Origin of the sequence: Gallaecimonas sp. GXIMD4217 (assembly GCF_038087665.1) — a bacterium.
Taxonomy (GTDB): domain Bacteria; phylum Pseudomonadota; class Gammaproteobacteria; order Enterobacterales; family Gallaecimonadaceae; genus Gallaecimonas.
The window spans coordinates 2,216,204-2,242,408 of the sequence record NZ_CP149925.1 but is presented as its reverse complement, the minus strand read 5'-3'; the positions used below and the strand labels follow the sequence as shown (position 1 = coordinate 2,242,408).

General features: G+C 65.5%; 24 protein-coding genes and 1 riboswitch. Of the genes, 15 read left to right on the top strand and 9 right to left on the bottom strand.

Going from position 1 to position 26,205, the window contains the following annotated elements; translation table 11 throughout:
• The first annotated feature begins 66 nt into the window (after positions 1 to 66).
• From WDB71_RS10995 to proB, 5 genes are all read left to right on the top strand, one after another.
• A complete protein-coding gene (locus WDB71_RS10995; RefSeq protein ID WP_341501636.1) occupies positions 67 to 816 on the top strand; it encodes an electron transfer flavoprotein subunit beta/FixA family protein in 750 nt (249 codons plus the stop codon).
• The gene (locus WDB71_RS10990; protein ID WP_341501635.1) at positions 816 to 1,742 is read left to right on the top strand and encodes an FAD-binding protein; all 927 of its coding nucleotides are present in this window, start codon (positions 816 to 818) and stop codon (positions 1,740 to 1,742) included. Before WDB71_RS10995 ends, WDB71_RS10990 begins: the two co-directional genes overlap by 1 nt.
• A gap of 82 nt (positions 1,743 to 1,824) precedes the next feature.
• A riboswitch (Lysine riboswitch) is annotated at positions 1,825 to 1,999 on the top strand.
• Positions 2,000 to 2,068: 69 nt separating this feature from the next.
• Positions 2,069 to 3,541, top strand: a complete 1,473-nt coding sequence (locus WDB71_RS10985; RefSeq protein WP_341501634.1) for a Na+/H+ antiporter NhaC family protein — start codon at positions 2,069 to 2,071, stop codon at positions 3,539 to 3,541.
• Positions 3,542 to 3,558: 17 nt separating this feature from the next.
• A complete protein-coding gene (locus WDB71_RS10980) occupies positions 3,559 to 4,137 on the top strand; it encodes a thymidine kinase (protein WP_341501633.1) in 579 nt (192 codons plus the stop codon).
• 105 nt (positions 4,138 to 4,242) lie between these two features.
• On the top strand, positions 4,243 to 5,346 hold the full coding sequence (proB, locus tag WDB71_RS10975; protein ID WP_341501632.1) for a glutamate 5-kinase: 1,104 nt from the start codon (positions 4,243 to 4,245) through the stop codon (positions 5,344 to 5,346).
• A 44-nt stretch (positions 5,347 to 5,390) separates the two neighbouring features.
• On the opposite strand, the gene WDB71_RS10970 is transcribed toward proB, so the two are convergent.
• The 8 genes from WDB71_RS10970 to WDB71_RS10935 all read right to left on the bottom strand — a co-directional run bounded on the left by WDB71_RS10970 (position 5,391) and on the right by WDB71_RS10935 (position 13,752).
• Positions 5,391 to 6,047, bottom strand: a complete 657-nt coding sequence (locus tag WDB71_RS10970; RefSeq protein ID WP_341501631.1) for a CoA transferase subunit B — start codon at positions 6,045 to 6,047, stop codon at positions 5,391 to 5,393.
• A gap of 2 nt (positions 6,048 to 6,049) precedes the next feature.
• Positions 6,050 to 6,751 carry a CoA transferase subunit A gene (locus WDB71_RS10965; protein ID WP_341501630.1) on the bottom strand — a complete coding sequence of 234 codons (702 nt, stop codon included), beginning with the start codon at positions 6,749 to 6,751 and terminating at the stop codon, positions 6,050 to 6,052.
• 26 nt (positions 6,752 to 6,777) lie between these two features.
• Positions 6,778 to 7,710: a hydroxymethylglutaryl-CoA lyase gene (locus tag WDB71_RS10960; protein ID WP_341501629.1), complete on the bottom strand. Its 933-nt coding sequence runs from the start codon at positions 7,708 to 7,710 to the stop codon at positions 6,778 to 6,780.
• Entirely contained in the window at positions 7,710 to 9,695 is a 1,986-nt protein-coding gene (locus tag WDB71_RS10955) for an acetyl/propionyl/methylcrotonyl-CoA carboxylase subunit alpha (RefSeq protein WP_341501628.1), read from the bottom strand. Before WDB71_RS10955 ends, WDB71_RS10960 begins: the two co-directional genes overlap by 1 nt.
• Positions 9,695 to 10,483 (bottom strand): enoyl-CoA hydratase/isomerase family protein, encoded by a 789-nt coding sequence (locus WDB71_RS10950; RefSeq protein WP_341501627.1) that lies wholly within the window; start codon positions 10,481 to 10,483, stop codon positions 9,695 to 9,697. The genes WDB71_RS10955 and WDB71_RS10950 overlap by 1 nt, the downstream gene beginning before the upstream one ends.
• 9 nt (positions 10,484 to 10,492) lie before the next feature.
• Positions 10,493 to 12,100 (bottom strand): carboxyl transferase domain-containing protein, encoded by a 1,608-nt coding sequence (locus tag WDB71_RS10945; RefSeq protein ID WP_341501626.1) that lies wholly within the window; start codon positions 12,098 to 12,100, stop codon positions 10,493 to 10,495.
• A gap of 53 nt (positions 12,101 to 12,153) precedes the next feature.
• Positions 12,154 to 13,269, bottom strand: a complete 1,116-nt coding sequence (locus WDB71_RS10940) for an isovaleryl-CoA dehydrogenase (RefSeq protein WP_341504210.1) — start codon at positions 13,267 to 13,269, stop codon at positions 12,154 to 12,156.
• Between the two features lie 75 nt (positions 13,270 to 13,344).
• Positions 13,345 to 13,752 carry a MerR family DNA-binding transcriptional regulator gene (locus WDB71_RS10935; protein WP_341501625.1) on the bottom strand — a complete coding sequence of 136 codons (408 nt, stop codon included), beginning with the start codon at positions 13,750 to 13,752 and terminating at the stop codon, positions 13,345 to 13,347.
• 272 nt (positions 13,753 to 14,024) lie between these two features.
• Between WDB71_RS10935 and WDB71_RS10930 the strand changes: the two genes are divergently transcribed.
• The 9 genes from WDB71_RS10930 (at position 14,025) to putP (ending at position 25,146) form a co-directional block, all read left to right on the top strand.
• On the top strand, positions 14,025 to 15,872 hold the full coding sequence (locus WDB71_RS10930; RefSeq protein ID WP_341501624.1) for a 5'-nucleotidase C-terminal domain-containing protein: 1,848 nt from the start codon (positions 14,025 to 14,027) through the stop codon (positions 15,870 to 15,872).
• A 146-nt stretch (positions 15,873 to 16,018) separates the two neighbouring features.
• A complete protein-coding gene (locus WDB71_RS10925) occupies positions 16,019 to 17,200 on the top strand; it encodes an acetyl-CoA C-acyltransferase (protein WP_341501623.1) in 1,182 nt (393 codons plus the stop codon).
• A 12-nt stretch (positions 17,201 to 17,212) separates the two neighbouring features.
• Complete coding sequence (locus WDB71_RS10920) at positions 17,213 to 18,703, top strand: CoA-acylating methylmalonate-semialdehyde dehydrogenase (protein ID WP_341501622.1); 1,491 nt, start codon at positions 17,213 to 17,215, stop codon at positions 18,701 to 18,703.
• 9 nt (positions 18,704 to 18,712) lie between these two features.
• Positions 18,713 to 19,870, top strand: a complete 1,158-nt coding sequence (locus WDB71_RS10915) for an acyl-CoA dehydrogenase family protein (protein ID WP_341501621.1) — start codon at positions 18,713 to 18,715, stop codon at positions 19,868 to 19,870.
• A 10-nt stretch (positions 19,871 to 19,880) separates the two neighbouring features.
• The gene (locus WDB71_RS10910) at positions 19,881 to 20,657 is read left to right on the top strand and encodes an enoyl-CoA hydratase (protein ID WP_341501620.1); all 777 of its coding nucleotides are present in this window, start codon (positions 19,881 to 19,883) and stop codon (positions 20,655 to 20,657) included.
• Positions 20,654 to 21,769 carry an enoyl-CoA hydratase/isomerase family protein gene (locus WDB71_RS10905; RefSeq protein WP_341501619.1) on the top strand — a complete coding sequence of 372 codons (1,116 nt, stop codon included), beginning with the start codon at positions 20,654 to 20,656 and terminating at the stop codon, positions 21,767 to 21,769. Before WDB71_RS10910 ends, WDB71_RS10905 begins: the two co-directional genes overlap by 4 nt.
• 9 nt (positions 21,770 to 21,778) lie before the next feature.
• The gene (mmsB, locus tag WDB71_RS10900) at positions 21,779 to 22,657 is read left to right on the top strand and encodes a 3-hydroxyisobutyrate dehydrogenase (protein WP_341501618.1); all 879 of its coding nucleotides are present in this window, start codon (positions 21,779 to 21,781) and stop codon (positions 22,655 to 22,657) included.
• Positions 22,658 to 22,660: 3 nt separating this feature from the next.
• A complete protein-coding gene (locus tag WDB71_RS10895) occupies positions 22,661 to 23,419 on the top strand; it encodes an SDR family oxidoreductase (RefSeq protein ID WP_341501617.1) in 759 nt (252 codons plus the stop codon).
• A gap of 248 nt (positions 23,420 to 23,667) precedes the next feature.
• Entirely contained in the window at positions 23,668 to 25,146 is a 1,479-nt protein-coding gene (gene putP / locus WDB71_RS10890) for a sodium/proline symporter PutP (RefSeq protein ID WP_341504209.1), read from the top strand.
• A 57-nt stretch (positions 25,147 to 25,203) separates the two neighbouring features.
• Here putP and WDB71_RS10885 read toward each other — a convergent pair whose 3' ends face one another.
• Positions 25,204 to 25,572: a nuclear transport factor 2 family protein gene (locus tag WDB71_RS10885; RefSeq protein ID WP_341501616.1), complete on the bottom strand. Its 369-nt coding sequence runs from the start codon at positions 25,570 to 25,572 to the stop codon at positions 25,204 to 25,206.
• Positions 25,573 to 25,639: 67 nt separating this feature from the next.
• On the opposite strand from WDB71_RS10885, the gene WDB71_RS10880 reads away from it, so the two are divergent.
• Entirely contained in the window at positions 25,640 to 26,098 is a 459-nt protein-coding gene (locus WDB71_RS10880) for a GNAT family N-acetyltransferase (RefSeq protein ID WP_341501615.1), read from the top strand.
• Positions 26,099 to 26,205: the final 107 nt, after the last annotated feature.

Genomic DNA, 26,205 nt, shown 5'->3' with positions numbered 1-26,205 from the left:
AGGCCCGGCTGGTCTGGCCTAAAGGCCAGTGGGTCCAGGTACAAGAAGCCTAGAAGGAATCCGCCGATGAAGGTGCTGGTCGCGGTCAAGCGCGTGATTGATTACAACGTCAAGGTCAGGGTCAAGCCTGATCAGTCCGACGTTGATCTGGCCAATGTGAAGATGGCCATCAACCCCTTCTGTGAAATCGCCGTGGAAGAAGCGGTGCGACTGAAAGAGCAGGGCAAGGCCACTGAAGTGGTGGCGGTCTCCGTCGGCTCCGACGCCTGCCAGGAGCAGCTGCGTACCGCCCTGGCCCTGGGCGCCGACAAGGCCATCCAGGTCAAGGCCGAGGATGGCCTCGATTCCCTGGCCGTGGCCAAGCTGCTGGCCAAGGTCTGCGAGCAGGAAAATCCCGAGCTGGTGATCCTGGGTAAGCAGGCCATCGATTCCGACAACAACCAGACCGGCCAGATGTTGGCGGCGCTGAAGGACTGGCCCCAGGCCACCTTCGCCTCCGAGGTGGAGGTACTGGACGGCGCCCTCAAGGTCACCCGTGAAGTCGATGGCGGCCTGGAAACGGTGCAGGTATCCCTGCCGGCCGTGGTCACCACCGACCTGCGTCTCAACGAGCCCCGCTACGCGTCCCTGCCCAACATCATGAAGGCCAAGCGCAAGCCCCTGGAGGTGCTGGATGGCGCCGAGCTGGGCGTGGATCTCAGCCCCCGCACCAAGCTGCTCAAGGTGACGCCGCCGCCGGTCCGTGAAGGCGGTGAGATCGTCGCCGACGTAGACACCCTTATCGACAAACTGCGCAACCAAGCCAAGGTGATCTGATGACAATTCTGGTAATTGCTGAGCACGACAACCACAGCCTCAAGCCGGAAACTGCCAAGGTCCTGGCTTGTGCCAAGCAACTGGGCGACGACATCCACCTGCTGGTGGCCGGTCACGACTGCGGCCAGGCCGGCGAAGCCGCCGCCAAGCTGGACGGCGTCGCCAAGGTGCTGCTGCTGGACGACGCCCGCTTCGCCCATCCGCTGCCGGAAGTGCTGGCGGATCAGGTGGTGGCCATGGCAGGGGGCTACAGCCACGTCCTGGCGGCCAGCTCCACCACCGGCAAGAACTTCATGCCGCGGGTGGCGGTGAAGTTGGACGTGGCGCAGATCTCCGACATCATCGCCGTCGAGTCCGCCGACACCTTCCGCCGTCCCATCTACGCCGGCAACGCCATCGCCACGGTGCAGTCCCTGGACGCGGTCAAGGTGATCACCGCCCGTCCCGCCGCCTTTGATGCCGTGGGCGAGGGTAACAGCGCCGCCATCGAGCGCGTCGAGGCCGCTGCCAGCTTCGACAAGAGCCAGTTCCTGTCCCAGCAGCTCACCGAGAGCGAGCGGCCGGATCTGGGCTCGGCCCGGGTGGTCATTTCCGGTGGTCGTGGCCTGCAGAGCGGCGACAACTTCCAGATGCTGGAAAAGCTGGCCGACAAGCTGGGCGGCGCCATAGGGGCCTCCCGCGCCGCCGTGGACGCCGGCTTCGTGCCCAACGACTGGCAGGTGGGCCAGACCGGCAAGATAGTCGCGCCGGATCTGTACATTGCCGTTGGCATCAGTGGTGCCATCCAGCACCTGGCCGGCATGAAGGACTCCAAGGTCATCGTCGCCATCAACAAGGATCCGGAAGCCCCCATCTTCCAAATCGCCGACTATGGCCTGGTGGGCGACCTGTTCGAACTGGTGCCCGAGCTCACAGAAAAGCTCTGAAAACACCGGTTCCAATAAGAAATGCGCCCAAGTGGCGCATTTTTTATTGCCTGACCGCCCAGCCCTGTGCCAGAGTGGCGCCTGGCCAAGTAGAGGCGCGTCGTCTAAGAGTAACCGGGAGTAGGGTGATGCCTGTGATCCCCGGCCAAAGGAGCCGACGCCGAAGCAAGTGAGACCCGATCGGGGTCCCTTGCTGGGGCTGATGCGAAAAGCATCAGCACTGCCATAGTGAGCCACTATGGAGCGCTACTGAGGCGGTCATTTATATCTCTTTTTGACCCTTCCGTGGTTCTCCGTGTCTTTTCCAAGCTGTTTTAGGAAATGTCATGGAACTCAATGATTTCTCAACCTCCTGGATCTCCCTGCTGGTGCCGCTGGTGGCGCTGGGCCTGGTGCTTGTCACCAAGCGTGTATTGCCGACCCTGTTGCTGGGTGCCGGCCTGGGGGCCGTGCTGCTGGCTGGCACTCATGCGCCTGCCTACCTGGGTAACCAGGGGCTGGCGCTGCTCTGGGACGGCGGTCCCAACTGGTGGACGCTGCAGATCGTCGCCTTCCTGTTGATGCTGGGGGCCCTGTCCCGGCTGCTGGCCCGGGGCGGCGCCACCGAGTCTTTCGCCAACGCCTGCGCCGGGCGCATCCACAGCCGCCGCGGCGCCGGCCTGATGACGGTGGGACTGGGCTTTGCCATCTTCATCGACGACTACTTCAACAGCCTGGCCGTGGGCCAGGCCACCCGGCCGGTGGCGGACCGCCACGGCCTGAGCCGGGCCAAGCTGGCTTACCTCATCGACTCCACGGCGGCGCCGGTCTGTGCCCTGGTGCCGCTGTCCTCCTGGGGGGCCTTCATACTGTCGCTGCTGGCGCCCCTGGCGGCGGCCCCCATGGGGTTGTTCCTGGACATGAGCCTGGCCGCCTTCTACCCCTGGCTGGCCCTGGCCCTGGTGCTGGTAGCCGCCGGCTTCGACTGGAACCTGGGGGCCATGAAGGCAGCCCAGGCCAGGGCCGGCAAGACCGAGCGGGATGAGCAGGCCCAAGGCGCCTGGCTGCCGCTGCTGGGCCCCCTGGGCCTGCTGCTGGCCTGTACAATGGCGGCGCTGTTCGTCACCGGCGCCCTGGCCAGCCAAGGCCCCTTCGACGCCATCAAGGCCCTGGAGAACACCGACGTGGGCCTGTCCCTGGTGCTGGGCGCCCTGCCTTCACTGCTGTGGGCTGGCGTGGCCTGTCCCGGTAGCCGCCTCAAGGCCATGGTAGAGGGCGCCCGGCAGATGCTGCCGGCGGTCTGGCTGCTGCTGGCCGCCTGGCTGCTGGCGGCGGTGATGAAGGACGTCAAGGCCGGCGACTTCCTGGCCGGCCATATCCAGGCCCTGAACGTGGGCCACTGGCTGCCCCTGGCGCTGTTCGGGGTGGCGGCGCTGATGGCCCTGGCCACCGGCTCCAGCTGGGGCACCTTCGGCATCATGATCCCCCTGGCCGCCCAGCTGGTGGAGCCGGCCCTGCTGCCCCTGGCCCTGGGGGCGTTGATCTCCGGCGCCGTGTTCGGCGATCACTGCTCGCCGGCGTCCGACACCACCATACTGGCGTCCGCCGGCGCCCAGTGCGATCACCTGCAGCATGTGCTGACCCAGTTGCCCTATGCGGGCCTGGCCGCCGGTGTGTCCGCCCTGGGCTATGTGGCGGCGACCCTGGGCCAGAGCCTGGCGCTGGGCTGGCTGGTGGCGGGCGCTGGTCTTGCGGTGGCGCTGCTGTGGCTGGGTGCATTGCCCTGGCGGGCGCAAGGCCGTAGCATAAGCGCCAGTTGAATTGACGAGAATCGTCCGTGGCACAGCTTTATTTCTACTACTCGGCCATGAATGCCGGTAAATCCACCTCGCTCCTGCAGTCCTCCTACAACTACCAGGAGCGGGGCATGAATACCCTGGTGTTCACGGCCGCCGTGGACGACAGATACGGCGTTGGCAAGGTCAGCTCCCGTATCGGCCTGGAGGCCGAGGCGGAGATCTTCGCCCCGGACGACAACCTGTTCGAGCGCATCAGCCGCATTGCCGGCCAGCAGCCGGTGCACTGCGTGCTCATCGACGAGGCCCAGTTCCTCAACAAGGCCCAGGTGCAGCAGCTCACCGACGTGGTGGACAGCCTGCACATCCCGGTGCTGGCCTATGGCCTGCGCACCGACTTCCTGGGCGAGCTGTTCGAGGGCTCCCGCTACCTGCTGGCCTGGGCCGACAAGCTGGTGGAGCTCAAGACCGTCTGCCACTGCGGCCGCAAGGCCAACCGGGTGGTGCGCCTGAGCGAATCCGGCGTGCCGGTGGTGGAAGGGGATCAGGTGGCCATAGGCGGCAACGACCAATACGTGTCCATGTGCCGCAAGCACTTCAAGCAGGCCATAGGCCGTTAAGCCACTGCCGTTTACAGGGGCCGCCCATGGGCGGCCTTTTTTGTGCCCCCTTGCCAGGGCGGGGCCGGCCCCGCTATAAGGGGTTTTTGACCTCGGGGAGAGCAGATGAAACACAAGACCATAGTGGTCAAGCTGGGCACCAGCGTGCTGACCGGCGGCAAGGACAGCCTGGACAAGGGCCACATGGTGGAGCTGGTGCGCCAGTGCGTGGCGCTGCGCCAGCGCGGCCACAGGGTGATAGTGGTGACCTCGGGGGCCGTGGCCGCCGGCCGTGAGGTGCTGGACTTCCCGGAGCTGCCCAACACCCTGGCCAACAAGCAGCTGCTGGCGGCCGTGGGCCAGGGCCAGCTGGTGCACTGGTGGCAGGAGCTGTTCGGCCTCTACGGCTACCATGTGGGCCAGATGCTGCTGACCCGGGCCGACCTCAGCGACCGGGAGCGCTACCTCAACGCCCGGGATACCCTGGGTGCCCTGCTGGACGCCGGCATCATTCCCCTGATCAACGAAAACGACGCCGTGGCCACCGCCGAGATCAAGGTGGGCGACAACGACAACCTGTCGGCCCGGGCCGCCATGCTGGCCGGCGCCGATCTGCTGATCCTGCTCACCGATCAGGCCGGGCTCTTTACCGCCGACCCCCGCAGCAACCCCGACGCCGAGCTCATTGAGGACGTCAAGACCATAGACGACACCCTGAGGGCCCTGGCAGGGGGCGCCGTGTCGGGCCTGGGGACCGGCGGCATGGCCACCAAGCTGCAGGCCGCCGATCTGGCGCGCCGGGCCGGGGTCGAGGTGGTGATCGCCACCGGCCAGCTGCCCGAAGTGATCGGCCGCCTGGCCAGGGGCGATAAGATCGGTACCCGCTTTCGGGCCCTGGAGAGCAAGCTGGAAAATCGCAAACAGTGGATCCTGGCCGGGCCGCCGCCGCTGGGCGATATCCACCTGGATGCCGGCGCCGTCCAGGCCATCACCGTCAAGGGCTCCAGCCTGCTGCCCAAGGGCATCACCCAGGTCCATGGCCCCTTCGGTCGCGGCGACGTGGTGCGCATCCTCTGCCATGAGGGCAGGGAGCTGGCCAGGGGTATCAGCCGCTACAGCGCCGCCGAGCTGGCCCAGATCAGCGGCTGCCATTCCGACCAGATAGAGGCGCGGCTGGGTTACGGCTACGGTGCCGTGGCCGTGCACCGGGACGATCTGGTGCTGCTATGAAAAAAGGCCGCAACAGCGGCCTCTTTTCTGGCAGGGAAATGGCCTCAGAAGGCCATTTCCGGCACCTCGCCTTCGACCACCAGCTTGCCGGCGGTGAGACCGCGGATCTCCTCGACGCTGACGCCGGGGGCCCGCTCCAGCAGGTGGAAGGCGCCGTCCCTTATTTCGAAGTAACCCAGGTTGGTGAGCACCTTCTTGATGCAGCCGGCGCCGGTCAGGGGCAGGGTGCAGGCGTCCAGCAGCTTGGAGTTGCCGTACTTGTCGGCGTGCATCATGGTGACGATGATGTTGTTGGCACCGGCCACCAGATCCATGGCGCCGCCCATGCCCTTGACCATCTTGCCGGGGATCATCCAGGAGGCGATGTTGCCGTTGACGTCCACCTCGAAGGCGCCCAGCACGGTCAGGTCCACATGGCCGCCGCGGATCATGGCGAAGCTCTCGGCGGAGCTGAAGAAGCTGGCGCCGGTGACGGCGGTAACGGTCTGCTTGCCGGCATTGATCATATCCGGATCTATGTCGGCCTCAAGGGGGAACTCGCCCATGCCCAGCAGGCCGTTCTCGGATTGCAGCATCACTTCCATGCCGCTCGGCACATAGTTGGCCACCAGGGTGGGGATGCCGATGCCCAGGTTGACGTAGTAGCCGTCGCGCAGTTCCCTGGCCACCCTTTGGGCCATCTGTTCACGTGTCAGTGCCATGCTCATGCCTCCCTGACGGTGCGCTGTTCGATGCGCTTTTCGAATGTGCCCTGGATGATGCGATCCACGTAGATGCCGGGGGTGTGGATGAAATTGGGATCCAGCTCGCCGGGCTCGACGATCTCCTCCACTTCCACCACTGTGATCTTGCCGGCGGTGGCCATCATGGGGTTAAAGTTCATGGCGGTCTTGTTGAACACCAGGTTGCCGTAGCGGTCGGCCTTCCAGGCGCGGATCAGCGCGAAGTCGGCGGTCAGGCTGGGCTCCAGCACATAGTGGCGGCCGTCGATCTCCCGGGTCTCCTTGCCCTCGGCCACGGGGGTGCCGTAACCGGTGGCGGTGAAGAAGGCGGGGATGCCGGCGCCGCCGGCGCGGATCTTCTCGGCCAGGGTGCCCTGGGGGGTCAGCTCCACCTCCAGCTCGCCGCTCAGCATCTGGCGTTCGAACTCGGCGTTCTCGCCCACGTAGGAGGCGATCATCTTCTTGATCTGCTTGGTCTGCAGCAGCAGCCCCAGGCCGAAGTCGTCGACCCCGGCGTTGTTGGAGATGCAGGTCAGGCCCCTGGCGCCGCTGTCGCGCATGGCGGCGATCAGGCCCTCGGGGATGCCGCAGAGGCCGAAGCCCCCGACCATGACGGTCATGTCATCTTTGAGGCCGGCCAGGGCCTCTTGGTAGCTCGTGACGACTTTGTTGAATCCAGCCATCTTCTTTTCCTTCTTGTGGCTGCCCGCTACAGGTTGGTGAGCAGGCAATCTTTGTCTTTTCCGGTGCTGGCACGCAGCGCCAAGGATACCTTGGAACCGGGTTGGCGGCCGAGCTGACCACTGATGAACCAGCCGGCCTGGGCCAGGCGGTCCAGATCCACGCCGTGGTCGATGCCAAGGCCGTTGAGCAGGTAGACCACGTCCTCGGTGGCCACGTTGCCGGAGGCGCCCTTGGCGTAGGGACAGCCGCCCAGGCCCGCCACGGCCGCGTCCACCACGCCGATGCCCATGGACAAGGCCTGGTGGATGTTGGCGATGGCCATGCCGTAGGTGTCGTGGAAGTGCACCGCCAGCTTGCCAAGCGGCACGTCCCGGGCCACCCGCTCGATGAGGCGGCGGGTCTTCTCCGGGGTACCCACGCCTATGGTGTCGCCCAGGGAGATCTCGTCGCAGCCCAGCTGCCACAGCTTGAGGGCAACCTCGGCCACCTTGTCGGGGCTGATGTCGCCCTCGTAGGGGCAGCCCAGCACGCAGGACACGTAGCCGCGCACCTGCTTGCCCCTGGCCTTGGCCTCGGCCACCACCGGCGCGAAGCGCGCCAGGCTCTCGTCGATGCTGCAGTTGATATTGGTCTGGCTGAAGGTCTCGGAGGCGGCGCCGAACACCGCCACCTCGTCGGCACCGGCGGCCAGGGCGCCTTCCAGGCCCTTCAGGTTGGGGGTCAGGGCCGAGTAGACCACCCCGTCCTTGCGGGCCAGCGCCTCGAACAGCTCGGCGGTGTCGGCCATCTGCGGCACCCACTTGGGCGAGACGAAGCTGCCCACCTCGATGTGCTTGAGGCCGGCACCGGCCAGCATCTCGATCAGCTGCTTCTTGTGGTTGAGTGCCACCTGCTGCTTTTCGTTCTGCAGGCCGTCCCGGGCGCCCACCTCCACTATGCGTACGGATTGGGGATACATCAGGCGTCCTCCAGGGCCACCAGCTCGGCGCCGTCGCTGACCTTGTCGCCGTCGCCGTAGAAGACCTCGGCCACCACGGCGGCCCTGGGCGCGCTGATGGTGTATTCCATCTTCATGGCCTCCATCACCACCAGGGCCTGGCCTTCCTCGACGCTGTCACCGGCCTGGACCAGCACCGAGACTATGGTGCCGTTCATGGGCGCGGTGAGCTGGCCGGCGCTTTCCTCTTCGCCGGCAAAATCCGGCTGGAACTCGGCCACCTCCAGCACATGACCGTGCTCGAACAGCAGATGGCGGCGGCCCTGGCGCCAGACGGGCAGGGTGGTGCGCTTGCCATCCAGGCTGGCGTGGAGCTGATCGCCCACCAGGCTGCCTTCGGCCAGCACGCTGTGGCCGTGCAGGCCGAGGCGCCAGCCGGGGCCGAAGTGCTCCACTTCGACCTCGACCGGTGCCTCATTGCCGATATCCAGGCGCAGCAGCTGGCGGGGCTGGCTGTTCAGGCGCCAGGAGTCGCTGCGCAGCCAGGGGGTGCCGGGCTCCATGCCCTGGGTGCGCTGGCGCTCGGCGTCCTGCTCCCGGGCCACCAGCACCCAGAGCGCGGCCAGGGCCAGGCGCTCTTCGGCCAGGGCCGGCTCCAGGGTCAATTCGTCGACCCGTTCATCGATAAATTTGGTGGTCAGCCTGCCGGCCATGAAGTCCGGGTGACTGACCAGCTGGTGCAGGAAGCCGACGTTGGCCTTGATGCCGGCCAGGCGGTACTGATCCAGGGCCCGTTGCAGCTTCAGCAGCGCCGAGGTGCGATCCGGGCCGTGGACGATCAGCTTGGCGATCATGGGGTCGTAGTAGGGAGTGATCTGGTCCCCTTCCCGGACCCCGGTGTCGATGCGCAGGCCGGGCTCGTCGGCGGGCTCCTTGAGATGTTCGAGCAGGCCGCTCTGGGGCAGGAAGTCCCTGGCCGGATCCTCGGCGTAGATGCGTGCTTCCACGGCATGGCCGTTGGTGCTCACCTGGGCCTGGTCCAGCGGCAGGGCCTCGCCGGCGGCGATGCGCAGCTGCCATTCCACCAGATCGGTGCCGGTGACCAGCTCGGTGACCGGGTGCTCCACCTGCAGGCGGGTGTTCATCTCCATGAAGTAGAAATGCTCGCCGTCGAGCAGGAACTCGACGGTGCCGGCCCCTTCGTAACCGATGGCCTGGGCGGCGCGCACCGCCGCTTCGCCCATGGCCCGGCGCAGCTCGTCACTCAGGCCCGGGGCCGGCGCCTCTTCCACCACCTTCTGGTGGCGGCGCTGGGCCGAGCAGTCGCGGTCGCCCAGGTAGATGCAGTTGCCGTGGCGGTCGGCGAACACCTGCACCTCCACGTGGCGGGGCTGGGTCAGGTATTTCTCCAGCAGCAGGGTGTCGTCGCCGAAGGCGTTTCTGGCCTCGCGGCGGGCGCCATTGAGGCCGTCCAGCAGCTTCTCTGGGCTCTCGACCACCCGCATGCCCTTGCCGCCGCCGCCCATGGCGGCCTTGACCAGCAGCGGATAGCCGATGCGCTCGGCCTCGCGGATCAGCAGCTCGTCGCTCTGGTCGTCGCCGTGGTAGCCGGGCACCAGGGGCACGCTGGCCTTTTCCATGATGGCCTTGGCGGCGGACTTGGAGCCCATGGCCTCGATGGCCGCCACCGGCGGGCCTATGAAGGCGATGCCGCTGTCGGCACAGGCCCGGGCGAAGCCGGCGTTTTCGGACATGAAGCCGTAGCCCGGATGCACGGCCTGGGCGCCACTCTGGCGGGCGATGTCCAGGATGGCGTCGGCGCGCAGGTAGGACTGGGCGGCCTCGGCCGGGCCCAGCAGGTGGGCCTCGTCGGCCATGGCCACGTGGCGGGCTCCGGCGTCGGCCTCGGAGTAGACGGCCACGCAGCGGATGCCGAGCTGGTGGGCGGTGCGGATCACCCGGCAGGCGATCTCGCCGCGGTTGGCGATCAGTATGGTATTGAACATCAGTGTTGCTCCTGCCAGGCGGGCCTGCGCTTGTCGAAGAAGGCGCCCAGGCCCTCCTGGCCCTCGTCGGTGACGCGGATCTTGGCGATGGCTTCGGCGGTGCGGCGGCGCAGGGGGGCGTCTATGGCCTGGCCCTGCACGTCCTGGATCAACTGCTTGCAGGCCTTGAGGGCCTGGGGACCGTTCATCAGCAGCTGCTGGACATGGCCTTCCACGGCGCCGTCCAGCTCGTCCATGGGCACCACCTCATGGACCAGGTCGTGACGCAGCGCCACCTCGGCGTTGAAGCGCTCGGCGGTGAGCATGTAGCGCCTGGCCACCCTGGGGCCCATGGCGCGCAGCACATAGGGACTGATCACGGCCGGGATCAGCCCCAGCTTGACCTCGGACAGGCAGAACAGGGCGTTGTCGGCGGCCACGGCGATGTCGCCGCAGGCGATCAGGCCCAGGGCGCCGCCGAAGGCCGCGCCCTGTACCCGCACCAGGCTGGGGTGGGGGAAACGGTCCAGGCGGTCCATCAGCCCGGCCAGGGCCTCGGATTCGGCCAGGTTCTGTTCGAAGCTGGCGTCCACCTGGCGTTTCATCCAGGCCAGGTCGGCGCCGGCGCTGAAGTGCTTGCCTTCGGCGCGCAGCACCAGCAGCCGCACCGCCGGGTTAGCGGCCAGCGCATCCAAGGCGTCGTTCAGGGCTGTGATCAGCTGGTCGTCGAAGGCGTTGTGCTTGTCCGGGCGGTTCAGGCTCAGGGTGGCCACGCCGCGGCCGTCGATCTCTTGTTGCAACCAATCCATGGGGCCTCCTTACATGCGGAATACGCCGAAGCGGGTGTCGTCTATGGGCGCGTTGAGGCTGGCGGACAGGGCCATGGCCAGCACGTCGCGGGTCTGGGCCGGGTCTATGACGCCGTCGTCCCAGAGCCGGGCCGAGGCGTAGTAGGGGTGACCCTGGTGATCGTACTGCTCGACGATGGGCTTCTTGAACTCGGCCTCTTCGGCGTCGCTCCAGTCCTTGCCCTTGCGCTTGAGGCCGTCACGGGTGACGGTGGCCAGCACCCCGGCGGCCTGCTCGCCGCCCATGACCGAGATGCGGGCGTTGGGCCACATCCACATCATGGTGGGATCATAGGCGCGGCCGCACATGCCGTAGTTGCCGGCACCGTAGGAGCCGCCGATGAGCACGGTGAACTTGGGCACGCTGGCGCAGCTCACCGCCGTCACCATCTTGGCGCCGTGCTTGGCGATACCCTCGGCCTCGTACTTCTGGCCGACCATGAAGCCGGTGATGTTCTGCAGGAACAACAGCGGCACCTTGCGCTGGCAGCACAGCTCGATGAAGTGGGCGCCCTTCTGGGCACTCTCGGAGAAGAGGATGCCGTTGTTGGCCACTATGCCCACCGGGTAGCCGTGGATGTGGGCGAAACCGCACACCAGGGTGGGGCCGTACAGGGCCTTGAATTCGTGGAACTCGGAGTCGTCCACCAGGCGGGCGATGACCTCGCGCACCTCGAAGGGCTTCTTGAGGTCGGTACCCACTATGCCGTACAGCTCCTCTATGGGATAGCGGGGCGCCTTGGGCGCCTTGAGGCTGACGTCCAGGGGCTTCTGCCAGTTGAGGTTGGCCACAGCGTCCCGGGCCAGGGCGATGGCGTGGGCGTCGTCCTGGGCGTAGTGGTCGGCGACGCCGCTGACCTTGCAGTGCACGTCGGCACCACCGAGATCCTCGGCGCTGACCTCTTCACCCGTGGCGGCCTTCACCAGCGGCGGCCCGGCCAGGAAGATGGTGCCCTGGTTGCGGACGATGATGGATTCGTCGGCCATGGCCGGCACATAGGCGCCGCCGGCGGTGCACAGGCCCATGACGATGGCGATCTGGGGGATGCCCTTGGCGGACATCTGCGCCTGGTTGAAGAAGATGCGCCCGAAGTGGTCCCGGTCCGGGAACACCTCGTCCTGGCGGGGCAGGAAGGCGCCACCTGAGTCCACCAGATACAGGCAGGGCAGGTGGCAGCGGGCGGCGATTTCCTGGGCCCGCAGGTGTTTCTTGACCGTCAGCGGGTAATAGGTGCCCCCTTTGACGGTGGCGTCGTTGGCGACGATCATGCACTCGACGCCGCTGACCCGGCCGATGCCGGCCACCACGCCGGCGGCGGGCACGTAGTCGTCATAGACCTCCCAGGCGGCCAGCTGGCCTATTTCCAGGAAGGGGGAGCCGGCGTCCAGCAAGAGGTCGATGCGCTCCCGGGCCAGCAGCTTGCCCCGGGACTTGTGACGCTCGGCCAGGGCGGCGCCGCCGCCCTGCATGATTTGCGAAGCCTTGTCTTTGAGATCCGCCACCAGGGCGGCCATGGCCTCGTGGTTGGCCTTGAAGCCCTGGGCCTGGGGATTGATCTTGGTCTGCAGAATTGCCATTGCTTTGTCCTTGCAGCAGTGAACAAAGGGCGCGCCGTGGCGCGCCCCTGGTCTCAGGACTCGTTGAAGAGTTCGCGGCCGATGAGCATGCGGCGGATCTCGGAGGTACCGGCGCCGATCTCGTACAGCTTGGCGTCGCGCAGCAGGCGACCCGTGGGGAATTCGTTGATGTAGCCGTTGCCGCCCAGCAGCTGGATGGCGTCCAGGGCCATCTGGGTGGCCAGCTCCGCGGAATAGAGGATGGCGCCGGCGGCGTCCTTGCGGGTGGTCTCGCCGCGGTCGCAGGCCTGGGCCACCATGTACACATAGGAGCGGGCCGCGTTCATGCGGGTGTACATGTCGGCTACCTTGCCCTGCACCAGCTGGAAGGTGCCGATGGGCTTGCCGAACTGCTGGCGGTCGTGGATATAGGGCACCACCACGTCCATGGCGGCCTGCATGATGCCCAGGGGGCCGCCGGACAGCACCAGGCGCTCGTAGTCCAGGCCGCTCATCAGCACCTTCACGCCCTGGTTCAGCTCACCGAGGATGTTCTCCCTGGGTACGATGCAGTCCTCGAACACCAGTTCGCAGGTGTTGGAGCCGCGCATGCCCAGCTTGTCCAGCTTCTGGGCCTGGGAAAAGCCCTGGAAGCCGCGCTCGATGATGAAGGCGGTGATGCCGTGGGGACCCTTGTCGGCGTCGGTCTTGGCGTAGACCACATAGGTCTCGGCGTCGGGACCATTGGTGATCCACATCTTGGTGCCGTTGAGGACGAAGTGGTCGCCCCTGTCTTCGGCACGCAGCTTCATGGACACCACGTCGGAGCCGGCACCGGGCTCGGACATGGCCAGGGCGCCGACGTGCTCGCCGCTGATCAGCCCCGGCAGGTACTTCTGTTTCTGGGCCTCGTTGCCGTTGCGGTAGATCTGGTTGACGCAGAGGTTGGAGTGGGCGCCGTAGGACAGGCCCACAGAGGCGCTGGCGCGGCTGATCTCTTCCATGGCGATGACATGCTCGAGATAGCCCATGCCGGCGCCGCCGTATTGTTCCGAGACGGTCACGCCCAGCAGGCCCATGTCACCGAACTTGCGCCACAGGTCGGCGGGAAATTCGTTGGCTTCGTCTATCTGGGCGGCCCGGGGGGCGATCTCTTCCCGGGCAAAGGCGTTGACGTGGTCGCGGAGCATGTCCGCGGTTTCGCCCAAACCGAAGTTCAGGCTCTTGTAGGTACTGATCACCAGCTTTTCCCCCTTGCTGACTACTTAGGTACCGCTCGCCTCTTTCTTGTTGGGTTGTTCCAGGGCGTCGCGGCAGCGTTTTTCTGCTGAGGTCAGCTCCATCAGTACCACCTTGATGTCTTCCATCTGTTGCTCCAGCGCCGCCTTCTTCTCCGCGATCAGGTCCAGCATGGTGCTGAGCTGGGTCACCGACGATTTGTCGGCATCGTAGAGGTCGAACAGCTTGCGGACCTCGGCCAGGGTGAAGCCCAGGCGCTTGCCCCGCAGGGTCAGCTTGAGGCGGACTCGGTCCTGGCGGCTGTAGATCCGGGTTTGGCCACGGCGTTCCGGTGTGATCAGCCCCTGATCCTCGTAGAAACGTATGGATCGGGTGGTGATATCGAACTCCTTGGCCAGTTCGCTGATGCTGTAGGTGATGCTTTTGTTGGACATGATGTCTTGGCTGATCCTCGGTGAAATCACCTTACTTGAAGTTTACGTAAAGGTAAAGTTGCGGGCCCAAGGGGGAAAAGGGGCCAGGGTACCGCTTAAACCTTGCCTTCCGGGCGGCCCAAAGGCAAGGGCAAAGCCCCGCAAATCAAGGGTAAACGCTTGCTTTTAAACTTGCTTGTAACAAACCACGGGGTAGAATGTGCGCGCCTGTCACCTGGCCCGGCCAGTGGACAGCAGGATGACATAACAAGAAATGCTTTAAGGAACCTAGGATGATGAACAAACATAAGGTGGCCATTGCCGTCGCCCTGGCCACCCTTGGCCTGGCCGGCTGTGACAACGATACCAGCACAGCACAGCCTGAAAAGGCCCAGTCCTTCCAGCTGGCCATCGCCCACATGAACGACACCCACTCCCATATCGATGCCGGCTCCACCAGCTTCTACCCCAGCATCGAAGGTGAGCAGAAGAAGGTGTACGCCCCCATCGGCGGCTATGCCCGCCTCAAGGCCCGCGCCGACGAGATCCGCGCCTGGGCCGAGCAGGAGCAACTGCCGCTGCTGACCCTGCACGGCGGTGACGCCTTCCAGGGCTCCCTGTACTTCACCCAGTTCAAGGGCGCCGCCAACGCCGATCTGCTGTCCGACATCGGTCTGGACGCCATGGTGGTGGGCAACCACGAATTCGACATGGGCAACGAGGCCCTGGCCAAGTTCGCCCTGCGCGCCGACTTCCCGGTGCTGGCCTCCAACCTGGATCTGAGCGGCGAGAACAACGGCAAGGAGCTGCCGCTGTCCCTCATCGACAACCTGCACGTCTACAACAACGTCGATAACGTTGGCGGCTACATCGTCAAGGAAATCAACGGCGAGCAGGTGGGTATCTTCGGCCTGCTGCTGCAGGACATGTTCGAGATCACCAGCCCCGACGAAGACGTGGCCTTCAAGGCCGAGATCGACACCGCCAGGGGCATAGTGGCCGCGCTGGAAGCCCAGGGCATCAACAAGATTGTCATGGTCTCCCACATCGGCCTGGACCGTGACCAGAGGGTGGCCGACGCCGTGGCCGGCATCGACGTCATCGTTGGTGGCCACTCCCATAGCCTGCTGGGCAGCTTCGAGAACCTGGGCCTGGGTGACAACGGCCAGTACGCCGAGATGCGCAACGGCGCCTGTATCGTCCAGGCCGGCCAGTACGCCGAGGCCATGGGCCTGGCCACCGTCACCTTCAACGGTGAAGGCGTGGTGGAAAGCTGTGAAGGCAACAACAGCCTGCTGATCGGCGCCGCCATGCGTCATAAGTACGACGGCGAGAACAAGGAAAGCCTGACCGAGGCCGACCAGGCCGCCGTCGAGGCCTTCGTGGCCGAGCAGGACAACATCCAGATCATCGAAGAAGACGCCGCCATGCGCGCCAAGATCGATGAAAACTACAAGCCCGCCATCGACGAGCTGATGGGCCAGGTCATCGCCACTGTCAGCCAGGATCTGGACCACGTGCGCATCCCCGGCAAGGCCCGTGGCGGCGAGGCCCTGCCCGATCACGGCTCCAATATTGCGCCCCTGGTGGCCGAATCCATGTACCAGCACACCCCGGGCGTGGACTTCACCATCGTCAACTCAGGCGGCGTGCGTGACCACGTCAAGGCCGGCGACCTGACCGTGGGCTTCGTGGCCGGCACCCTGCTGCCGTTCTCCAACACCCTGGTCAGCTTCGACCTCAAGGGCAGCGATGTTAAGGCGGCCCTGGAAGGCGCCATCAACAACGCCACCAACGCCGACGGCGTGACCGGCACCGGCGATGGCTCCTTCCCCTACACCGGCCACCTGCGCTTCACCTATGACGGCAACCTGCCCAAGGGTGAGCGCATCTACGATATCGACGTGCTGGTGGGCGAGGACTGGGTAGCCCTGGAAGACGACGCCGTCTACAAGGTGGGCACCACCAACTTCACCGCCGGCGGCCGCGAGGGCTTCGACGCCCTGCTCAACCGCATCGAAGGCAGCTATGTGGACAGCGGTTACCTGGATAACCAGTCCTTCATCGACTTTGCCAAGGCCAAGGGCACCCTGGCGCCGCTGGCCTACGAGGTGGTCACCTATATCCCGCTGGCCGAATAAGCCGGCACAAGGGCTCCCTCGGGAGCCCTTTTTTTGGGTTAAAATCCGGTAAAGAGGTTGGACCCCTTTACGTTGCCGTAAACGTCAATCTTCGTTAGTCTGTGCTCATCACCACAGTTGCAAGCATTGCATCAAGGAGCACAGTCATGAGTCAGGACGCCATTGTCATCGTCGGCGCCGCCCGTACCGCCATGGGTGGTTTCCAGGGCGCACTGAGCGCCGTAGATGCGCCCAACCTGGGCGCCACCGCCATCCGTGAAGCCATCAACCGCGCCGGCCTCAAGGCCGACGACATCAGCGAAGTGCTGATGGGCTGCGTGCTGCCCGCCGGCCTGGGCCAGGCCCCGGCCCGCCAGGCCGCCCGCCACGCCGGCATCCCCGACGGCGTTGGCGCCACCACGGTCAACAAGGTCTGCGGCTCCGGCATGAAGACCGTCATGCTTGGTCACGATCTGCTTGTAGCCGGCAGCGCCGAGGTGGTGGTGGCCGGCGGCATGGAATCCATGACCAATGCTCCCTACCTGCTGCCCAAGGCCAGGGGCGGCCTGCGCATGGGCCATGGCGAGGTCAAGGACCACATGTTCTTCGACGGCCTGGAAGACGCCTACACGGGTCGCCTGATGGGCTCCTTCGCCCAGGAAACCGCCGACAAGTACGGCCTGACCCGTGAAGACATGGACGCCTTCTCCATCGAGTCCCTGCACCGGGCCCAGGCCGCCATCGAAAGCGGCGCCTTTGTGGACGAGATCACCCCGGTCAGCATCCAGAGCCGCAAGGGCGAGATCACCTTCAAGGTGGACGAACAGCCCGGCAATGCCCGTCCGGACAAGATCCCGACCCTGCGCCCGGCCTTTGCCAAAGACGGCACCATCACCGCCGCCAACAGCTCCTCCATCTCCGACGGCGGTGCCGCCGTGGTACTGATGCGCGAGAGCGACGCCCTGGCCCGCGGCCTCAAGCCCCTGGCCCGCATCCGCGCCCACGCCACCCACTCCCAGCATCCCAGCGAGTTCACCATAGCCCCTGTGGGCGCCATGCAAAAGGTGCTGGACAAGGCCGGCTGGTCCAGGGACGAGGTGGATCTGTTCGAGATCAACGAGGCCTTCGCCATGGTCACCATGCTGGCCATCAAGGAGCTGGGCCTGGATCACGCCAAGGTCAACGTCAACGGCGGCGCCTGCGCCCTGGGCCACCCCATCGGCTGCTCCGGCACCCGCCTGCTGGTGACCCTGGCGTATGCGCTGAAGAATCGCGGTCTGAATAAAGGGATCGCCTCCCTGTGCATCGGTGGTGGCGAAGCCACGGCCGTGGCCATCGAACTGGTTTAAAGGAGCAGTACCATGAAAACCGTCCCCCTGTTTATCAACGGTGAGTTCTGCCAGAGCCAGAGCGACACCTTTATCGACGTCACCAACCCGGCCGACAACAGCGTCATCGCCAAGGTGCCCTGCGCCACCCAGAGCGAGATGGAGGCGGCCGTGGCCAGCGCCCGGGAGGCCTTCAAGGTCTGGAAGGAAGTGCCGGTATCCCAGCGCGCCCGTGTCATGCTGCGCTACCAGCAGCTGCTGAAGGATCACCAGGACGAAATCGCCGAGATCCTCTCCAGCGAGACCGGCAAGACCTTCGACGACGCCAAGGGCGACGTCTGGCGCGGCATCGAGGTGGTGGAGCACGCCGCCAACATCGCCAGCCTGATGATGGGCGAGACGGTGGAGAACGTGGCCCGCGGTATCGACACCTACAGCCTGACCCAGCCGATCGGCATCTGCGCCGGTATCACCCCGTTCAACTTCCCGGCCATGATCCCGCTGTGGATGTTCCCCCTGGCCATCGCCTGCGGCAACACCTTCATCCTCAAGCCCTCCGAGCAGGATCCCCTGACCCCGACCCGCCTGGTGGAGCTGTTCGTGGAAGCGGGCGCCCCGGCCGGCGTGCTGCAGGTGCTGCACGGTGGCAAGGAGCAGGTGGACTTCCTGCTCGACCACCCACAAGTCAAGGCGCTGTCCTTCGTGGGTTCGGTGCCGGTGGGCCAGTACATCTACCGCCGCGGCACCGAGAACATGAAGCGGGTGCAGGCCTTCGCCGGCGCCAAGAACCACATGGTGGTGATGCCCGACGCCAACAAGCAGCAGGTGATCAACAACATCGTCGGTGCCTCGGTGGGCGCCGCCGGCCAGCGCTGCATGGCCATCTCGGTTGCCGTGTTCGTGGGCGACGCCAAGGAATGGATCCCGGAGATCCAGGCCGAGCTTGCCAAGGTCAAGCCGGGCCTGTGGAACGACGAGAACGCCGCCTTCGGCCCGCTCATCTCCCCGGCCGCCAAGCAGCGGGTGCTGGAGCTGATCCAGGCCGGTAAGGATGAGGGCGCCAGCTGCCTGCTGGACGGCTCCGAGTTCACCGTGCCCGGCCATGAGGCCGGCAACTGGGTCGGACCGACCTTGTTCAGCGACGTGCGCGAAGACATGCGCATCTATAAGGAAGAGATCTTCGGCCCGGTGCTGTGCCTGATGACGGTGGACAGCCTGGACGACGCCATCGCCCTGGTGAACCGCAACCCCTACGGCAACGGCACCTCCATCTTTACCGCCTGCGGCGCCGCGGCCCGCAAGTACCAGCACGACATCGAGGTGGGCCAGGTGGGCATCAACATTCCGATCCCGGTGCCCATGCCGTTCTTCAGCTTCACCGGCTGGAAGGGCTCCTTCTACGGTGATCAGCACGCCTACGGCAAGCAGGCCGTGCGCTTCTACACCGAAACCAAGACCATCACCGCCCGCTGGTTCCTCGAGGACATCCCCGGCGGTCCCAACATGACGATTCACCTGAAGTAAGGAGTGACCGTGAATTTTCATCTGACCGACGATCAGCTGGCCTTCCAGGACACCGCCCGCCAGTTCGCCGAGAGCGAACTGGCCCCCAACGCCGGCAAATGGGACGCCGAACACCACTTCCCGGTGGACGTCATCAAGCAGGCCGGCGAGCTGGGCTTTCTGAGCTTGTACACCCCGGAGGCCGCCGGCGGCCTGGGCCTGTCGCGCCTGGACGCCAGCATCGTCTTCGAACAGCTGGCCATGGGCTGCACCGCCACCACCGCCTACATGACCATCCACAACATGGCCACCTGGATGATCGCCAGCTTCGGCACGGCGCAGGCCATCGACGAGTTCTGCCCGCAGCTTGTTACCGGCGAACTGCTGGCCTCCTACTGCCTGACCGAGCCGGGCGCCGGCTCCGACGCCGCCAGCCTGACCAGCAGCGCCAGGCGTGACGGCGACGACTACGTCATCAGCGGCGCCAAGGTGTTCATCAGCGGCGCCGGCAGCACCGACGTGCTGGTGGTCATGGCCCGCACCGGCGAGGCCGGCCCCAAGGGCGTGTCCGCCTTCGTGGTGCCCGCCAATGCCCAAGGCGTGGAATACGGCAAGGCCGAAGAAAAGATGGGCTGGAACGCCCAGCCCACCCGCATGGTCACCTTCGACAACGTGCGCATCCCCGCCTACTACCGCCTCGGCGAGGAAGGGGAGGGCTTCAAGTTCGCCATGATGGGCCTGGACGGTGGCCGCATCAACATCGCCACCTGCTCCGTGGGCACCGCCCAGCAGGCCCTGAACACCGCCAAGCAGTACATGCACGAGCGCAGCCAGTTCGGCAAGCCGCTGGCGGCCTTCCAGGCGCTGCAGTTCAAGCTGGCCGACATGGCCACCGAGCTGGTGGCGGCCCGGCAGCTGGTGCGCCTGGCGGCCTACAAGCTGGACGTGAAGGATCCCGAGCGCACCGCCTACTGCGCCATGGCCAAGCGCTTCGCCACCGACGTGGGCTTCAAGGTCTGTGATCAGGCCCTGCAGATCCACGGCGGCTATGGTTATATCAAGGAATATCCCCTGGAGCGCCACCTGCGCGACGTGCGGGTGCACCAGATCCTGGAAGGAACCAACGAAATCATGAGGCTCATCGTCGCCCGTCGACTGCTGGCGGACGGCGCCAGCGAGATCCTGTAAGGAGAACAGCATGGACATGCCCCTGAACCTGGCGATCGATGGCCATGTGGCCACCATCACCATGAACAACCCCCCGGCCAACACCTGGACAGTCGAAAGCCTGACCCAGCTGGCGGCCATGGTGGAAGAGCTCAACCTCAACAAAGACGTCTACGCCCTGGTGGTGGCCTCGGCCTCCGAGAAGTTCTTCAGCGCCGGTGCCGATCTCAAGCTGTTCGCGGACGGCGACAAGAAGGTGGCCAAAGACATGGCGCACCTGTTCGGCCGTGCCTTCGAGACCCTGGCAGACTTTCGCGGCGTCTCCATCGCCGCCATCAACGGCTATGCCATGGGCGGTGGCCTGGAAGTGGCCCTGGCCTGTGACATCCGCATTGCCGAAGAGCAGGCGGTGATGGCGCTGCCGGAAGCCAAGGTCGGCCTGCTGCCCTGCGCCGGCGGCACCCAGAACATGACCCACCTGGTGGGCGAGGGCTGGGCCAAGAAGGTGATCCTCTGCGGCGAGCAGCTGGACGCCGCCAAGGCCCAGGCGATTGGCCTGGTCGAGGAAGTGGTGGCCAAGGGCGGCGCCCTGGAGCGCGCCAGGGCCCTGGCCGAACAGGTCGGCAACCAGAGCCCCATGGCCGTGGCCGCCTGCAAGAAGCTGATCCAGACCTGCCGCGTCGCCCCCATGAAGGAAGGCTACGCCAAGGAGAAGGAGTTCTTCGTCAAGCTGTTCGACGGCGAGGATCAGCAGGAAGGCGTGCAGGCCTTCCTGGGTAAACGCAAACCCGAATGGAAGAACCAATGACGGACGTGGTGCACTTCGAAGAGCTGGGCTGCGCCAACGGCAAGCGCCTGGGCCTGGCCCGGCTCAACAGCGAAAAATCCCTCAACGCCCTGTCCCAATCCATGATCGACCGTCTTGCTCCCCAGCTTCAGGCCTGGGAGCAGGACGACGGCATCGCCATGGTGATCCTGGAAGGGGCGGGCGAGAAGGCCTTCTGTGCCGGTGGCGACGTGCGCGCCCTCTACCAGGCGCTGTGCGAGGCCCCGGACAACGGCGGCGAGGCGGTCAAGGACTTCTTCGTCTCGGAATACCGCCTGGACTACCAGATCCACTGCATGACCAAGCCGGTGCTGATCTGGGGCCACGGCATCATCATGGGCGGCGGCCTGGGGCTGATGAGCGGCGCCTCCCACCGGGTGGTGACCGAGACGGCCCGCATCGCCATGCCGGAGATCACCATAGGCCTGTACCCGGACGTGGGCGGCACCTATTTCCTGAGCCGCATGCCCGGCAAGAGCGGCCTGTTCCTGGGCCTGACCGGTGCCAGCATCAATGCCGCCGATGCCCTCTATGTGGGTCTGGCCGACCACTTCGTCAGCTTCGATGACAAGGGCGCCCTCATCGACGCCCTGTGCAACGTCAATTGGGGCAGTACCACCAGCCTCAACCACCAGAAGCTCGGCGACGTGCTGGGGGGCTTCGAGTCCCAGGCCAGGGTCAAGCTGCCCCGGGGCCAGGTAAAGGCCCACCAGGGCGAGATAGACCGCCTCTGTGACGGCGAGCTGGCCGAGGTGGTGGCGCGGATCGGCGCCCTGGAAACCGACGACAAGTGGTTGGTCCGTGCCCGGGACGGCCTTCGCCACGGCAGCCCGCTGACCGCCCATATCGTCTATCGCCAGCTGCAGCTGGGCGGCGAGATGAGCCTGGCCGACTGCTTTCGCCTGGAGGCCGGCCTGTCCTACCGCTGCGGCGAGCTGGGTGAATTCCGGGAGGGGGTCAGGGCGTTGCTCATCGACAAGGACATGAAGCCCAACTGGCGCTTCAAGTCCGTGATGGCGGTGGATGCCGAGGTGCTCGAACACTGTTTCGCTTCCCCCTGGCCCCAGGACCAGCACCCCCTCAAGGACATGTAAGGAGACGTTATGGCAAAGATTGGCTTTATCGGCCTTGGCAACATGGGCGGCCCCATGGCCAAGAACCTGGTCAAGGCCGGCCACGAGGTGCTGGCCGTTGACCTGAACAAGGAAGCGGTGGCGGATCTGGTCAGCGTCGGCGGCAAGGCCGGCCAGCTCAGCGACATGGCCGCCGTCGAGGTGGTGGTGTCCATGCTGCCCGCCGGCAAGCATGTGGCCGGCATCTACCTGGGCGACGAGGGCCTGCTGAACCAGGTGGCCCCCGGCACCCTGTTGATCGACTCCTCTACCATAGACGCGGCCACCGCCAAGCTGGTGCACCAGGCTGCGGCCGACAAGGGCCTCGACTTCGTCGATGCGCCGGTATCCGGCGGCACCGCCGGCGCCCAGGCCGGTACCCTGACCTTTATCGTCGGCGGCTCCGATCAGGCCTTCGAACGTGCCAGGCCGGTGCTTGACGCCATGGGCGCCAACATCTTCCATGCCGGCGGCGACGGCGCCGGCCAGGTCGCGAAGATCTGTAACAACATGCTGCTATCGGTACTCATGGCCGGGACCTGCGAAGCCCTCAAGCTGGGCATGAAGCATGGCCTGGACGCCAAGGTGCTGTCCGACATCATGAAGGTCAGCTCCGGCGGCAACTGGGTGCTGGACAAGTACAACCCGGTGCCCGGGGTGATGGAAAACGCGCCGGCCTCCAAGGGCTATAGCGGCGGCTTCATGAGCCAGCTGATGAGCAAGGATCTGGAACTGGCCATGGGCGCAGCGGGGGAGGTGGCACAGCCGGTGCCCATGGGCGCGCTGGCGCGCTCCCTCTACCAGATGCACAACTTACAGGGTAACGGCGCCAAGGACTTCTCGTCCCTGCTGGCGCTTTTCGAGGAATAATTCATGGAACTCAAAGACAAAGTCATCGCCATCACCGGCGGCGGCCGCGGCCTGGGCCAGGCCATGGCCGTGATGCTGGCCAAGCAGGGCGCCAAGCTGGCCCTTATCGACCTCAACCAGGACGACCTGGAGCAGTCCGTGGCCCTGGTCCGTGAAGCGGGCTCCGAGGCCAAGGGCTATCTGTGCAACATCACCGACGAAGCGGCGGTGGAAGCCACCTTCGAGGCCATCGGCAACGACTTCGGCGGCCTCAACGGCCTGGTCAACAACGCCGGCGTCATGCGCGATGGCATGCTGATCAAGGCCAAGGACGGTGAGGTAACCAAGATGAGCCTGGAGCAGTTCCGCTCGGTCATCGACGTCAACATCGTCGGCACCTTCCTCTGCGGCCGCGAGGCCGCCGCCCAGATGATCAAGCACGGCTGCCAGGGCGCCATCATCAACATCTCCTCGGTGTCCCGCGCCGGCAACATGGGCCAGAGCAACTATTCCGCCTCCAAGGCGGCGGTGGCCACCATGACCGTGACCTGGGGCAAGGAGCTGGCCCGCTACGGCATCCGCACCGGCGCCATCGCCCCTGGCGTGGTGGCCACGGCCATGACCGATCAGATGAAGCCGGAAGCCATCGACCGCATGAAGCAGGCCATTCCCCTGCGCCGCCTCGGCGAGCCGGAGGAAGTGGCCCAGTGCGTGAAGTTCATCCTCGAGAATGACTACTTCACCGCCCGGGTCATCGAAATTGACGGCGGCATCCGTATCTAGGCCCAAGCGCCCGTAAAGAAAGCCCCGCAGCCCAGGCTCGGGGTTTTTTTGTTAGATGGCGACAGACCGGTCCGGCTGGCCTGCCGGGGGTGAAACTTTTTAAAACGGCGCCTTTGCCCGCAATCCGGGAAGAAATCCTCCGCCCATCATGTTAGCCTCTTTGTTCGTATTCGAATGAACAAGCAACCACAGAGGAGATTGGAGTGGAAACCGGTACCCTGATATCCCTGGCCGCCTACTTTCTGGCCATGCTGGCCATCGGCCTTTACGCCTATCGCAAATCCACGGACGACGTGTCCGGCTACATGCTGGGGGGGCGCGCCCTCAGCCCCGGCGTCACGGCCCTGTCCGCCGGCGCTTCCGACATGAGCGGCTGGATGCTGATGGGCTTACCCGGTGCTATCTACGCCTCCGGCGTTTCCCAGATCTGGATAGCAGTGGGTTTGGTCATTGGCGCCTTCCTGAACTACCTGGTGGTGGCGCCAAGGCTGCGCACCTACACCGAGGTGGCCAATGACGCCATCACCATACCGGACTATTTCGCCAAGCGCTTCGAGGACGACAAGCGCCAGCTGCGCGTCGTCTCCTCCCTCGTCATCATTCTGTTCTTCACCCTCTATACCTCGGCCAGCCTGGTGGCGGGCGGCAAGCTGTTCGACAGCGCCTTCGGCCTGGACTATTCCACCGGCCTTATGGTCACCGCCGGCGTGGTCTGCGCCTACACCCTGTTCGGCGGCTTCCTGGCCGTGTCCCTGACCGACTTCGTGCAGGGCTGCATCATGTTCCTGGCCCTGGTGCTGGTGCCGCTGGTGGCCTTCGGTGAGCTTGGCGGCCTGGGGGCCACCCTCGACAAGGTGCAGGGCCTGGATCCCCGCTATCTGGATCTGTTCAAGGACGCGGCCAAGTCCGGCCTGCTGGAAGAGGTGTCCACCCTGGGCATCATCTCGCTGCTGGCCTGGGGCCTGGGCTATTTCGGCCAGCCCCATATCATCGTCCGCTTTATGGCCATTCGCTCGGTCAGTGATGTCAAGAAGGCACGCCGCATCGGCATGTTCTGGATGATCGTCTCCATCATCGGCGCCATGGCCACCGGTTTCGTGGGCGTGGCCTATGTCGCCGAGCGCGGCCTGGTCCTGGCCGATCCCGAGACCATCTTCATCGCCTTCTCGCAGCTATTGTTCCACCCGCTGATCAGCGGTTTCCTGCTGGCGGCGATACTGGCGGCCATCATGAGCACCATCTCCTCCCAGCTGCTGGTGACCTCCAGCTCCCTGACCGAGGACTTCTACAAGGCCTTCCTGCGCCGTGACGCCAACCAGCAGGAGCTGGTGCTGGTGGGACGGCTGTCGGTGCTGGCGGTGTCGGTGCTGGCCATCGTCCTGGCCTGGAACCCCAACAACAGCATCCTGGGCCTGGTCAGCAACGCCTGGGCCGGTTTTGGCGCCGCCTTCGGCCCGGTGATCATCCTCAGCCTGTTCTGGAAGCGCATGACCCGCCAGGGTGCCATGGCCGGCATGCTGGTGGGCGCCGGCATAGTGCTGCTGTGGATCTACGGCCCCCTGACCATTGACGGCCAGCCGCTCAGTGCCTACCTGTACGAGATCGTGCCCGGCTTTCTGGGCTGCGCCCTGACCGTGTGGGGCGTCAGCCTGGCGACCTCCGAGCCCTCGGCGCAGATGCAGGCCCATTTCACCGAGATGGAAGGCATCATCGCCGAACATGCCTGAGCATTCAGGCCAGCATGAAAAAAGCCCGGCCTGACCGGGCTTTTTTTGTAGCAGGCGTCAGGGCCTTACCGTGCCCTGGTGAAAACACATCCGCCATTGGCCGTCTTCCAGCCGCCATAATGAGCTGCGCAAGGACTCCATCACCTGGTCGCTGCCGGGCCGGCGCAGCCTGGCCTGGTAGGTGATCTGGGCCAGGGTGGGAGCCAGCTGCCGGACCCTGAAATCCCAGGCTTCGATGTGCGGCGGCGTCTCCCCGGGCAGCCTCTTGAGGGCGTGGGCCTTGTCGAAGGGCACGGCGGTGCTGGGAAACTCGATAAAGTCGTCGGCCAGCAGCTCATCGAGCTGTTCGCGGCTGAGCCTGGCGTTGGCCTCGAACAGCCGTTTCTCGAGTGCGATCAGCCGTTGTTGCAGGCTAGGGTCGGTCACCGCTTGATCTCTCCCGTAATTGGACAAAAACTAAAGCCACATCAACTGTATACCGACAGGGGCCGCCATGACCATCGAGATCCGCAGCGCCGATCTGCTGCAACTGCCACAACTGGCGCCGCTGTTTGACGCCTATCGTCAATTCTACGGCCAGCCGAGCGATCTCAACCTGGCCAGGGATTTTCTCACCGAGCGGATCAGCCACGGCCAGTCGCAGATCTTCGTGGCCTACGACGGCAGCGACGAGGCCCTGGGTTTCGTGCAGCTGTATCCCAGCTTCTCGTCTGTGTCCGCCTGCCCCATCTGGATCCTCAACGATCTCTATGTGGTGTCGGCCGGCCGCCGCCAGGGGGTGGCCAGGGCCCTGATGGCCGCGGCCAGGGACTTTGCCGAGCAGCACCACGGCCGCAGCCTGGTGCTGTCGACCCAGGTGCAAAACACCCAGGCCCAGACCCTGTACGAGTCCCTGGGCTATGAGCGGGAAAGCGGCTTCTATCACTACCGGCTGCCATTGGGGGAGCACTGAACCCCACCAATCCCTAGGCATTGCGGCTGCAACTAAAGGCCGACAAGGTCTGGAAATGTTGAAAAACAAGCCGTTATACTGCCCCTTGGACGACACGGGATCTGTTG